The following is a 12,133-nucleotide window of genomic DNA, read 5'->3' as shown; positions in this document are numbered from 1 at the left end:
CTTAGAAGTAGGGTTATCGTCCATCAGGGTCCGGTTGCCGGGTGGCGAGTCACGGCGGGAGTTCGACGGTGGCTCATACGGTCTGCTGTAACGATTTACCGGTGCGACCGCGTCCGTCATGCGGTTGCGCCGGAAATGACTTACAGCAGTCCGTATCACACGGTAGTGGTCAACGGCGGCGAGCAGGAGACAGTCGTCTTAGTGGCGGTCGGCGTCCGACTCCGATTCGAGTCTGGGGGCCTGCACAGCCGCTTCTTCGAGACAGGCAGCGACTGGTGAGAGCACCTCGGTGGCGATCGTGTAGGGATCGGTATCGCCGGTACGGACGGCTTCGGCGAGGTCCTCGACGCCGCCGGCCTCCTCGAGTTCGGTTTCGAGCAGCGTGTTGATGTCCTCGCGAAGGAGGGTGCGGATCTCCTCGGCGTAGCGCTCGCGGACCTTCTCGGCGCGGGTGCCGGAGTCGACGAGGAACGACTGGTGGGCGGCGAGTTCGTCGATGAATGTGTCGACGCCGGTGCCGTCGGTGGCGACGGTTTCGACGATGGAGGGGGTCCACTCGGCGGGGCTATCGGTGTCGTCACCGACTCCGCTTCGGCCTGCCTCTGCGTTTGAGTCCGTGTTTCCGCCTCCGTTTTCGTTTCCGGCTCCAGTTCCGGCGGTCGGTTCGGTCCCGTCGTCGGCCATCGTATCAGCGCCGTGGTGTCCGGACCCGCCGAAGCCGACGCCTTCGCCGATGTGGAGCATCTCCCGGAGTTCCTGGACGGTTCGGTCTGCGCCGTCGCGGTCTGCCTTGTTCACCGCGAAGACGTCCGCGATCTCGAGGATACCGGCTTTCAGCGTCTGTATCGAGTCGCCCGAGCCCGGCGGGACGAGGACGGCGACGGTATCCGCCGTCCGGACGATATCGACCTCGTTCTGGCCGGCACCGACGGTTTCGATGATGATCTTGTCCTTGCCGAAGGCGTCCATCGCCTTGACCGCATCCGCCGTGGCCGTCGAGAGGCCGCCGAGCGTGCCGCGAGCGCTCATCGAGCGTACGAAGACATCCATATCGCCGATCGTCGAGGCCATCCGGATACGATCCCCGAGGACGGCACCGCCGGTAAAGGGCGAGGACGGATCGATCGCAATGATGCCGACCGTCTCGCCGCGCTCGCGGTAGGTTTCGGCAAGTTTGTCGACCAGCGTCGATTTGCCCGCGCCGGGACTGCCCGTGATCCCGATCACGTCGGCGTTGCCTGTGTGGGCGTACAGTTCCGACACGAGTTCGCGATAGCCGGGCGTGCGATTCTCGATTTTCGAAATCGTCCGGGCGAGTGCGCGGTGCTCCCCGGCCAGAAGGGCATCAAGGAGTTCTCGATCGTCGGCGTTCATCGCTCGGGTGCGTTTTCGCGGACGAACTCGATGGTCTCTTCGATCGACGTGCCGGGACCGAAGATCGCAGCGACGCCTTCGTCTTCGAGTTCGGGGCGGTCTTCGTCGGGGATGACGCCGCCGACGAGGACGAGGGTATCCTCGCGTGCGCCGTACTCTTCGAGGCCGTCCATGATCTTCGGGACGAGGGTGTCGTGTGCGCCCGAGAGGATCGAGATGCCGAGCACGTCGACGTCCTCCTGAACTGCTGCCTGGACGATCTCATCGGGTGCCTTGTGCAGTCCCGAGTAGATGACCTCGAATCCGGCGTCACGAAACGCTCGGGAGATAACGTGTGCACCGCGGTCGTGGCCATCGAGGCCGACCTTGGCGACGAGACACCGAATCGAGCGGTCCCGTTCCGCCGTCTGTGTGTGGTGCTGTGATTGGGAATCCTCGTCCTGATCGCTGCTCATACCCATGCCTTCCGCGGCCGCCTGTTTGACTTTAACGGAAATTGTGGCAGGATCAGGAATCGCCCGCACGGTCGACCGCTATCGGTCGCGTCGTCCCAGTTGCAGACGGCTGACACTTTGTTTACTACTGTGTGAATGAGTCACCCCCGAACCAAAGGCTAAAGAGCGAAACGACCGAACATTCTGGTAATGACTATCGTTCGTCTCTTGCGGAGGGATCTCTCGTGGGCGTCGAAATAAAAGAACGCAGGGTTACCGATGCCGAGTTCGAGGAGATGACGGCGTTCGTCTTCGAATATCTCGCGGCCAGCGTCGAAAAAGAAGAGGAAGGCGGCCGAATGCGCTGGTACCCGTGGCACTCCGCCGAGTACCGGCACAACCACATCCTCAACGTGGTCGAACTCGCGACGGAAATCGCCCGCGAAGAGGGTGCCGATGTCGATGTCACTCGCGTCGCCGCCCTCTTTCACGACGTGGCCAAACTCGAAACCGATCAAGAACTCCACGCCGAGGCCGGTGCCCGCGTCGCCCGCGAATACTTAGAATCGCGCGGCGAGTTCCCCGAATCGTTCGTCCACCAGGTATGTCGCGCCATCGAACAACACTCCTACCAGGGCGACCTGACCGACCTGGCGCTCGAAACGCAGTGTCTGATCGAAGCCGACTTACTCGATAAGGTCGGCGCAAACGGCACCGCACTCATGCTGTTGCGCATGGGCTACGAAGCCCGTACCCACATGGACACCGACGAAATGGTCGAGCGCGTCCTCGAGCGCGGCTACAACGCCGCCTCGCGCGTCGAAAGCGAGACTGCCGAGGGCATCGCCCACCAGCGTCTCAAACGCGTCAAGTGGTTCCGGGAGTGGCTCGAAGACGAAATCGCGGGTATGGGCGACTGAACCGAACTGAACTACCTCGCACTACCCAAACCACCCGAACCCAGCGCGCGGTGAACTCGGTCGGCCACTGGTTTTCCTACAGTTTCTAAATCGCGAGCGTCCCGACCGGTCAGACGATCGCGAGCGTCCCGACGACGAGAAAGAGCGCGCCGAAGCCGACGAGAACGACGGCGCTCAGCGCGGCGATCGTCGGTGCGAGGGCGTCGACGCGCCGCCCGGCGGCGGCAAGCGCCGCGGGATAGGTGACGATCCAGACGGCGATCCCGCCGAAAAAGCCGAGCAAGAGTTCAGGAGAGCCGGTCTGGACGACGAGCGAACCCGCGAGGACGGAGTCGATGGCGGGCACGTGGGCGAAGATATCGAGGGTGCCGGGCTGGAGGAGGCCGACGCCGACGGTGAGCCAGAAGCCGAGCTGGTAGGGATTAGTCAGCGAGAGGGCGAACGTTTTGCGAAAGCCGGCGGTTGAGGCGGTCTCGCCGTCGGTGAAGGCGGCGGTATGTCGTGCCTCTTCGATTGCCCCGAGTGCGAAGTACAACATGAGGATGCCCCCGAGGAGGTACAGCGCGGGTCTGATCGCGGGATAGCGGTCGATGAGGGTGACGACGCCGGCCAGGACGAGGACGAAGAAGACGACATCGGCGAGCATCGCACCGAGGCCTGCCCAGAAACCGGCGGTCCAGCCGCGCAGCACGCTCTCTTCGGCGATGATGGCGTTCATCGGCCCCGGCGGGGCTGCGAGGGCGATCCCGAAGACGACGCCCGCGAGGAGCGTCCCGACAGCGTGTAACACGTGTAGTCGGATTAGAGTGGGGGCGGCGATGTGAAAAGGACAGCGACCGCGGCGAAGGAGGACCAAAGATGCGGTCGAGTTCAGTTATTTCTCGTCGCTCATCGGGGTGATCGGTTCGTTCAAATCGTTTGAGCCGATCGTGCGTCGAGCCGCGTTTCCGGGACGGAATTCCGCGCTTACGGGGCCGGAGATGGCTCGTCGTGAGCGGTGCTGTAGTGCGAGTTCGGTTCCGGTCACTGGTGGTCGGGGTGGTGTTGCTATTGGTGGTGACTCTCTGGAACCGACAGGCTGTCGGCACCCCCGCGAGAGTTCGGCTGACGGCCGGAACCCGACCGCGAAGCGGTTGATTAGCGGTTGCACGCGAGCAGCTCCCCTGAAAGGCTGGTTTCCCTTCTAATTGTCACTTGGTAGTGAATCATGGCTACTATCCGATGTCTAAAGTGGATCACCGACGGTTCGGGAGCTTTATATCTCGGCGGAACGCATAGATTCATGCTTCGGTCCCTCGCGGGAAGAAGCGATGTCCCGGCCGACACCCGCCGGGGCATCTTCCACCCCTGTCCCTCAAATCGACGAGCACCAGCGCCGCGCGTGCCACGTCGCGCCGATAACCACACTAGGTGTCATTATCTACTATTGCCTGCCAGAATGATACTGGATTTGGTTAATATCTCCGAAAACAGATACTGACGCTTATGTGAATTGCCTTCGTCGGTGCAGAGACGGCAGCCCGCAGTGCGGAGCCACCAGGCCCGCTGCGGGGTCCCAGCGACAACCCATGACAACGACACTCGAAAGCGAAATCGAAATCGAACTTCAGGAGCAGTACCGACCGTACATCGACGGCGAGTTCAGCCAGTCGGACGCCGCCGAGGGGTTTACGACGACCGATCCCGCGACCGGCGAACCGCTCGCGACGGTCGAGGCCGCCACCGCCGAGACCGTCGATCGTGCGGTCGAAGCCGCTCGGGAAGCGGCTCCGGCCTGGCGGGCGACCGCGCCGGCCGAACGCGGCCGCATCGTCCATCGAATCGCTGATCTCATCCGGGACAACGCTGCTGAACTCGCCCGAATCGAGAGCCGCGATCAGGGCAAGCCGCTCACGCAGGCCCGAACCGACATCGAGGGGGCCGCCCGGTTCTTCGAGTACTACGCCGGCGCGGCCGACAAACTCGAGGGGAAACAGGTTCCGACCGGCCAGGACTCGCTCAATATCACCGTACGGGAACCCTACGGCGTCAGCGGGCAGATTATCCCGTGGAACTTTCCGCTGAACCTCACTGCTCGTGGCATCGCGCCGGCGCTGGTTGCGGGCAACACCGTCGTCGCAAAACCCGCACCGACGACGCCGCTTTCCGCGCTCCACCTGGCGGACCTGTGCCAGCAGGCGGGCGTTCCGGACGGCGTCGTCAACGTCGTCACCGGCGGTAGCGAACCCGGCGCGGCCCTCACCGCCCACGACGGCGTCGACGCGCTCACGTTCACCGGCAGCGTCGCCACCGGCCAGACCGTGATGGAGGCCGCGGCCGAATCCCTCTCGCCCGTCACGCTCGAACTCGGCGGGAAGAATCCGGCCGTCGTGATGCCCGACGCCGACCTCGACGAAGCGGTCTTCTGGACCGCCGTCGGCATCTTCACGAACGCCGGGCAGATCTGTTCGGCGGCCGACCGCGCGCTGGTCCACGAGTCGATCTACGACGAGTTCGTCGAGCGGATCGTCGACCGGGCCGAGTCCTACGAGTTGGGGCCGGGCGTCGACGATCCGGATATGGGGCCGCTCAACCACGAAGCCCACTACGAGGCGGTGCTCGAGTACATCGACGCAGGGATCGAATCGGGCGCGACGCTCGAAACCGGCGGCGAACCGCTCGACGACGACGGTTACTTCGTCCCGCCGACGGTCTTCTCGGACGTCGACCCGCAGTCCAAGATCGCCCAGGAGGAGATCTTCGGCCCCGTGCTGACGGTGATCCCGTTTTCGGACCGCGAGGAAGCGATGTCGATCGCGAACGGCGTCGAGTTCGGCCTGACGGGTGGCGTCTTCTCCCGCGACATCAAGCAGGCGCTCTCGATGGCGCGCGAACTCGAGGCAGGCGGCGTCTACGTCAACGAGTGGTTCGGCGGGTCGGTCGAGACGCCCTTCGGCGGGATGAAACAGAGCGGGATCGGCCGCGAGAAGGGACTCGAGGCGCTCGATTCGTACCTGCAGACGAAGTCGATCTCGGTGAACCTCGACGAGCGAGGACAGTAGCCGTCCCGACGGGAATCGTCTCACTGCGGCGTACGATCCGGTTTTGGCCGAGACACCGTCACGCAGCACCGGTTATTTTCCGTCGATATTTTATAAAAAGAGATACTATTTTGGAGTATGAGCGGGACGGAGACGGCCATCGACGCGGCCGGCCTTGAAACGTACCTTTCGGGAGAACTAGATATCGATGTCGGCGAAACCCGGGTTCTCAACGACGGTCTCAATTTGACGCTCGTGATTTCGACCGCAAACGACGAGCAGCGGTACGTCTTGCGACGACCGAATAAGTTGCGACGGACGGACTTGTTCATCGGCGTGAAACGGGAGTATCGCGTGCTCCGAGCGCTCGGTGACGCCTCGATTCCGACTCCGGAGCCGGTCCTGTTTTGCGACGATGCTTCGGTGATCGGGAACTCGTTTTTCGTCACTACGTTTCTCGAGGGCTCGACGATCCCGCTCGGGTCGGATCTCCCGGAGCGGTTCCAGAACGAAACCTCGCGAAACGACGTGGCGGCGAACCTGATCGAGACGCTCGCCGCGATTCACTCGCTGGACGTTTCCCCGTTCGAGGAGTGCTGTAACCGGCAGTCTCCGCTGAACCAAATCGATCGCGCAACCGCCCGACTCGATGAGACGGCGACCGTAACGGGCCGCGAATTCCCGCTACTTCGATCCGTTGCGGAGTGGCTCCGCCAAAACGTCCCCGAAGAGTCAAAACGAACGGTCGTTCACGGCGACTTCAGACCGGGAAACGTGCTTTTCGCCGCCGGCGATAGCCCCGAGATAACCGGCGTTCTCGACTGGGAAACGGCGATGATCGGCGATCCCCAGACCGAACTCGGCTATCTCCTGCTCCGCTGGCGGGACGAGAACGATCCGACACCGCCGCTCGACGAACTCGAAGCGCGGTATTCGAACGAAGACGCGATTCAACAGTTGAGAGCGGCGAACGAAAACGGACTGGCTCCGTTCACGATGCGGCCGGGGAGTCCCAGCCGTCGGGAGCTCGTTACCCGCTACGAGGACGAGACGGGAATCGAGTTCGAGAACGAACGGTTCTACCGAGCCCACGCGGCACTGATGCTCGCGACGGTGTGGGCGGACCTTCACCGCCACCGAATCGAAGCGGGGAACGAGTCTCACTGGGAACCGCACGTCGAGTATATGGCGCGAATCGCACACAGCATCGTCACCGGCGAGTTCGAACTGTAGACAGCTCCCGTAGGAAGTATCGAAGGACGGAGTGTGACCCTCGAAATCATACTCTCGGGGAGCGAATCACCGGTATGGGATTTCACACCTACGATCCCGACCGCGCCGCCGCGCTCGAGGACGAGAGCCGCTACCGCTGGTGTTCGCGCGAGGAACTGCTCGCCCTGCTCGAACCCCACGACGGGCTGACGGTCGCCGACCTCGGCAGCGGCACCGGCTTCTACGCCGACGACATCGCCCCGTTCGTCGACACCCTCTACGCCGTCGACGTGCAGGCCGAGATGCACGAGTTCTATCGCGAGAAGGGGCTCCCGGCGACCGTCGAGCCGATTCATGCGCCCGTCGACGACCTGCCGCTGGCCGAAGGCAGCCTCGACGCCGCCTTTTCGGTCGACACGTATCACGAGTTCGCGAGCGAGGAGAGTCTGACTGAACTCGGGCGGGTGCTGCGGCCGGGCGGGCGACTGGTGACGGTCGACTGGTCTGCGACGGGCGAGCGGGCGGCGGGGCCGCCGCTGTCGGAGCGGTACGCACTCGGCGAGGCGGTGACGGCCCTGCGTGAGGCGGGGTTCGCGGTGACGCGGGCGACGGAGCGGCCGGAGACGTACGTCTGCGTCGCTCGCAATGCACGGGGATCGCGGGGCGAGTGAGCGGATTCAGGGGGCGCAAACGCCACCCACCGATTCATGGCACTACGCGGTGAGAGGGGAGGGTATGCGCACCACCGGATCGACGCTACCGTGGAGAACCACCCGACGGTCCCTGCTTGCCGCGACGGCGACGAGCGGAACGACGCTGGCGGCGCTCGCCGGCTGTCTGGATCGCTCCGGCGGCGATGGAAGCGACGAAACCGACGCCGCCAACAGCACCGGCGACGAAAACGACACTGACGATTCCGCCGATCGATCCACCGTCTCTCCGTCCCTCCCGATGGACATCACGACGGTCGACGGCCCGGGGAGCGAAGCCGGGACGATGACCATCCCGCCGTCAGAGGGCATCATGCTTCTCAACTTCACTCGCGTCCACTGCCCGACCAGCGAGGGCTTGCACTCGACGATCGGAACCGTACGAGAACGACTCATGGACGAGCCCCAACAGGATTCGACGGGCGACGAACTCGACTACACCGTCGGCCCCGACGGGACCGTGACGGTGTTCTCCGTCATCGACACCACCTACGGTGCCTCGCCCTCGCCGGCTGAACTCGGCGAGTGGTGGGCCGCTCACGACGGGAACTGGACGATCGGCATGGACGAAGAGGGCACGTTACAGGACGTTTACGAGGTCAGCGGTACGCCGACGACGGTCGTCATCGACGCCGACGGAGAGAGCCACTGGCGAGATGAGGGCGGCACGACGACCGCGAACTTCGTGACCGGCGTCACGGAGACGCTCGAGACGCTAGACGACGCTGGAACGACCACGGAAACGGACACGAACGAGACGAGCGGGTAATCGTCCCTGGGTCTGCGGATCACAGCCACCTGTCACCTTCGAGAGACGAACCAGTGGACCCATTGGTCTTGATCACGTACACTCGCGCATGAAACCCCGGCGATCGCTTTCCCCGTGGCGATTTCGGAGTTCGAGTCAGCGCCTCGGTGGGTGGCCCGACTCCGGTCGCTCTCGTCCTCGATGTCCCGCAGCTAGCACGTGCCGTCCGTCGGTGGTGACGGCCCGATGAAACGGCGAACGCTTCTCGCCGGCGTCGGCAGCGTCGGCGTCCTCGCTGGTGCCGGCGGCATCCTCTCGGGAGCCATCCCCATCGATTCCTTCGGCGAACCGCGATCCGCGAACACGCCGAGCGGAAACGCGGACGGAACCGACGGAGACGACGGCCCGATTGAACTCGAAACGATCGAGGCAACCGGCAGCGAGGCCGGAACGCTCGAGGTCCCGAACGACGGCGTCACCGTCGCCATGTTCTTCGCGCCGAGCTGCGGGAACTGTCAGGCGCTCATGCCACAACTCAGATCCGCCCGCGACGAACTCAAGGAGGAGTACGGAGACGATCTGACCGTCGTCTCGATTACCCCCGAGCAGGATCACGACGAACTCCGCGAGTGGTGGGACGAGCACAGCGGTAACTGGTACCTCGGGTTTCATTCCGGGCGGTCGTTGGCTTCGGCCTACCAGGTCGTCGGCTATCCGGTCGTGATCATAATCGACGAAAACGGGGAGAAACACCGCCACATGACCGGAAACCCTGATGCCCGAAAGCTGAAGTACGCGATCGAACCCGAACTCGAGGCGTACCGCGAACGGGCGGCAGAAACCGAGGCTGAGGAAGACGGAGCAGATAGCGGTGAGAACGAGAGCGAATCCGAGTCGACGGCAGCTGATACCGCAAACGAGAGTGAACGCGAGAGCGGCGAAACCGAGACGAGTTCGGACTCGAGCGCGTAAGGACGGTGGACGCCTGATAGCGAGACAAGTATCGCCCGTCCTGACACGCTATTCATTGTCCCGTATTGCTATCGGTAACTAACACTCCGACTGGTGAGACGGCGGGCGCGAGCCGCTGCACCACCGAGAGACGACACGGCAGGGTGGTAGAGCCGGAATGCGACCTGTTCGAGTACCAGCAGAGCCGAGATCCGGCGTCAGGCGCTTGCCTTCCAGTTCCGAACGCGATCCGCGCTCACGCCGTCGATGCTCTCGGCGATCGAGTCCGGATCGGCGTCGGCCAGATCGTCGATGCTCTCGATACCCGCCGACGCGAGCTTCTCGACCGTCTTCGCACCGATGCCGTCGATCGACTCGAGGTCCGACCCGCTCTCGCTCTCGCGGGCCTGGAACTCCTGGTAGTTGCAGATCGGACAACCCAGTTCCCACGGCTCGTCGCCGCTGTGGATGACGAGTTCAGGAAGTTCGTGGTCGTCGCAGAACTCGTCGGTGACCTCGATCTCGCCGCGGCGGGGTAGCGGCAGCGAGTACTCGCAGTCGGGGTAGCGCGTACAGCCGACGAGTCGGGAACCGCTCTGGAGCGTTTTGATCGCGAGTTCTCCGTCGTGTTCGTCGCCGCACTCGGGACAGCTCCCCAGAATCGGCCCCTCGCCGGCGTCTTCGGCCTTGCACAGCGGACAACCGTGGACGAACGTTTGCCGGCCGGCGAGCATCTTCACCTCGTGCAGGCCGTGGTCCTCGCACTCGTCGTCGAGGATCAGCGGTTTGCCCGTCGAGGGCAGCGGCAGGGTGAACTCGCAGTCGGGGTAGCCGTCGCAGCCGACGAAGTACGAGCCGTGGCGGCTGCGGCGCACGAGGAGGTCCTCCCCGCAGTCGGGGCAGGGGCCGAGTCGCTTGTCGTCCTTGAGCGACTTGCGGAGGTGGTCGCCGATTTCGTCGCGCGAGTCGGCGAGGTTGGCGAAGATTTCCTCGAGCATTTCCCGGGACTCGTCGGTCACGTCTTCGAGCCCGGCCTCACCGGAGGCGATGGCGTCCATGTCGGCTTCGAGTTGGGCCGTCATGTCCTCGCTCACGACGCGGTCGGCGTAGTTCTCGGCGGCCTCGACGACGGCCATCGCGAGCTTGGTCGGGCGCGGCGGGTCGCTCTCGATGTAGCCGCGATCGTAGAGCTTCTGGATGGTTTCGTGGCGCGTCGACTTCGTCCCGATGCCCATGTCCTCCATGGTCTCGATGAGCCGGGACTGGCCGTACCGGCGGGGCGGCTGGGTCTGTTTGTCCTCGAGTTCGACGTCGGTGATCGAGATGGCTTCGCCCTCCTCGACGTCGGGGACGTAGTTCTCGGTGGTGCTGAAGTATGGGTAGACATCGTGGTAGCCGGGTTCGACGAGGCGTTTGCCGTTGGCTTTGAGGCGGTGATCGGCGGCCTCGGCGACGACCTTGAGGTGTTCCCAGACGGCGTCCGCGGCGACCGTCGCGTAGAACCGGCGGACGACGAGTTCGAAGACTTCCCACTCGTCGTCCGAGACATCGCCGCGGGCGGGGATCTCGCCGGTCGGATGGATCGGCGGGTGGTCGGTCGTCTCCTCGTCGCCCTCGGTGGGGACGATATCGTCCGCGTCGAGCAGTGACTCGGCGGACTCGCCGAGGGAGGGGTGGCCGACGAACTCGTCGAGCAGCTCCTCGGGGTCCAGGTCGTCGGGGTAGACGGTGTTGTCCGTCCGCGGGTACGTGATGTAGCCGGCCGTGTAGAGGTCCTCCGCGATCGACATGGCGCGCTTTGCGGAGTAGCCGAGCGAGCCGGCGGCGCGGATGAACTGGGTCGTGTTGAACGGTGCCGGCGGCGAGTCGGTGCGCGTGCGGCGGTTGACGTCGACCACGGTCGCCGTCTCGCGCTGGGAGAGCGTCTCGAAGACCTCCTCGGCGGTGGCTTCCTCCCAGACGCGTTCGGCCTCGTTGTCGTCCTCGTCGTAGTAGAAGTACTGGGCTTCGAAGGCTTCCTCACCCTTGGCCACGTCGGCGACGAGTTCCCAGTAGTCTTCGGGGTCGAACGCCTGGATCTCGCGCTCGCGGTCGACGATCAGTCTAAGCGTCGGCGACTGGACGCGGCCGACGGAAATGAAGTCGTTGCCGAGCTGGCCGGCCGACAGCGAGAGAAAGCGCGTGAGCGCGGCACCCCAGACGAGGTCGATGATCTGGCGGGCCTCGCCCGCCGCGGCCAGGTCGAAGTCGAGTTCGTCGGGCTCGTCGAAGGCGTTTTTGACCTCGGTTTCCGTGATCGAGGAGAACCGAACGCGGCGGATGGGAACCTCGTCGTCGACCTCGCGGACGATGTCGTAGGCCTCCTTGCCGATGAGTTCGCCCTCGCGGTCGTAGTCGGTCGCGATGGTGACCTGGGTCGCCTTTCGGGAGAGGATACGGAGGGTGGCGACGATGTTTTCCTTCGTCGCGGTCTTTTCGACGCTCGCGTCGATGAGCTCGACGGGTTCGACGTCGCGCCAGTCGGAGTACTCGGATGGGAAGTCGACGCCGACGACGTGACCCGAGAGGCCGACACAGCGCGTGCCGCCCCACTCGTAGACGTTGACGCCGTTCTCGCGGGACGTATCGTACGTCCCGCCGCTCAGGATGTCCGAGATTCGCCGCGCAGCGTTGTTCTTCTCGGTGATGATCAGTTCCACTATCGATCACCTTCCCGGCGGCAGCGGTCGGGGGTGCATCGTCGAGTGTCGTTCATGCTCGCTGG

At 64.4% G+C, this 12,133-nt stretch carries 10 protein-coding genes; 6 read left to right on the top strand and 4 right to left on the bottom strand.

Annotated features, from left to right (window positions below; genetic code table 11):
- Window positions 1–198: 198 nt before the first annotated feature.
- Both meaB and SM755_RS02130 read right to left on the bottom strand, forming a co-directional pair.
- Complete coding sequence (gene meaB / locus SM755_RS02135; RefSeq protein WP_323171246.1) at window positions 199–1,374, bottom strand: methylmalonyl Co-A mutase-associated GTPase MeaB; 1,176 nt, start codon at window positions 1,372–1,374, stop codon at window positions 199–201.
- Window positions 1,371–1,829, bottom strand: coding sequence for a cobalamin B12-binding domain-containing protein (locus SM755_RS02130; protein WP_049903206.1), 459 nt, complete (start codon window positions 1,827–1,829; stop codon window positions 1,371–1,373). Before SM755_RS02130 ends, meaB begins: the two co-directional genes overlap by 4 nt.
- 224 nt (window positions 1,830–2,053) lie before the next feature.
- Between SM755_RS02130 and SM755_RS02125 the strand changes: the two genes are divergently transcribed.
- Complete coding sequence (locus tag SM755_RS02125) at window positions 2,054–2,728, top strand: HD domain-containing protein (protein WP_049915171.1); 675 nt, start codon at window positions 2,054–2,056, stop codon at window positions 2,726–2,728.
- 109 nt (window positions 2,729–2,837) lie between these two features.
- Here SM755_RS02125 and SM755_RS02120 read toward each other — a convergent pair whose 3' ends face one another.
- Window positions 2,838–3,518, bottom strand: a complete 681-nt coding sequence (locus SM755_RS02120) for a LysE family transporter (RefSeq protein ID WP_323171245.1) — start codon at window positions 3,516–3,518, stop codon at window positions 2,838–2,840.
- A gap of 778 nt (window positions 3,519–4,296) precedes the next feature.
- Between SM755_RS02120 and SM755_RS02115 the strand changes: the two genes are divergently transcribed.
- From SM755_RS02115 to SM755_RS02095, 5 genes are all read left to right on the top strand, one after another.
- The gene (locus SM755_RS02115; RefSeq protein WP_323171244.1) at window positions 4,297–5,769 is read left to right on the top strand and encodes an aldehyde dehydrogenase family protein; all 1,473 of its coding nucleotides are present in this window, start codon (window positions 4,297–4,299) and stop codon (window positions 5,767–5,769) included.
- A 117-nt stretch (window positions 5,770–5,886) separates the two neighbouring features.
- Window positions 5,887–6,981 carry a phosphotransferase family protein gene (locus SM755_RS02110; RefSeq protein ID WP_323171243.1) on the top strand — a complete coding sequence of 365 codons (1,095 nt, stop codon included), beginning with the start codon at window positions 5,887–5,889 and terminating at the stop codon, window positions 6,979–6,981.
- A gap of 74 nt (window positions 6,982–7,055) precedes the next feature.
- Window positions 7,056–7,631 (top strand): class I SAM-dependent methyltransferase, encoded by a 576-nt coding sequence (locus SM755_RS02105; RefSeq protein ID WP_323171242.1) that lies wholly within the window; start codon window positions 7,056–7,058, stop codon window positions 7,629–7,631.
- Between the two features lie 64 nt (window positions 7,632–7,695).
- Window positions 7,696–8,439 (top strand): alkyl hydroperoxide reductase, encoded by a 744-nt coding sequence (locus tag SM755_RS02100; protein ID WP_323171241.1) that lies wholly within the window; start codon window positions 7,696–7,698, stop codon window positions 8,437–8,439.
- Between the two features lie 225 nt (window positions 8,440–8,664).
- Entirely contained in the window at window positions 8,665–9,390 is a 726-nt protein-coding gene (locus tag SM755_RS02095; RefSeq protein ID WP_323171240.1) for a TlpA disulfide reductase family protein, read from the top strand.
- Window positions 9,391–9,587: 197 nt separating this feature from the next.
- Here the strand turns inward: SM755_RS02095 and SM755_RS02090 are convergent, their stop codons facing one another.
- On the bottom strand, window positions 9,588–12,068 hold the full coding sequence (locus SM755_RS02090; RefSeq protein WP_323171239.1) for a DNA topoisomerase I: 2,481 nt from the start codon (window positions 12,066–12,068) through the stop codon (window positions 9,588–9,590).
- Between the last annotated feature and the right edge of the window lie 65 nt (window positions 12,069–12,133).

This window comes from Natrialba sp. PRR66 (assembly GCF_034808065.1).
Lineage (GTDB): Archaea > Halobacteriota > Halobacteria > Halobacteriales > Natrialbaceae > Natrialba > Natrialba aegyptia.
Note: the sequence above shows the minus strand (reverse complement) of the source record. Positions and strands in the feature narration are given on the sequence as shown.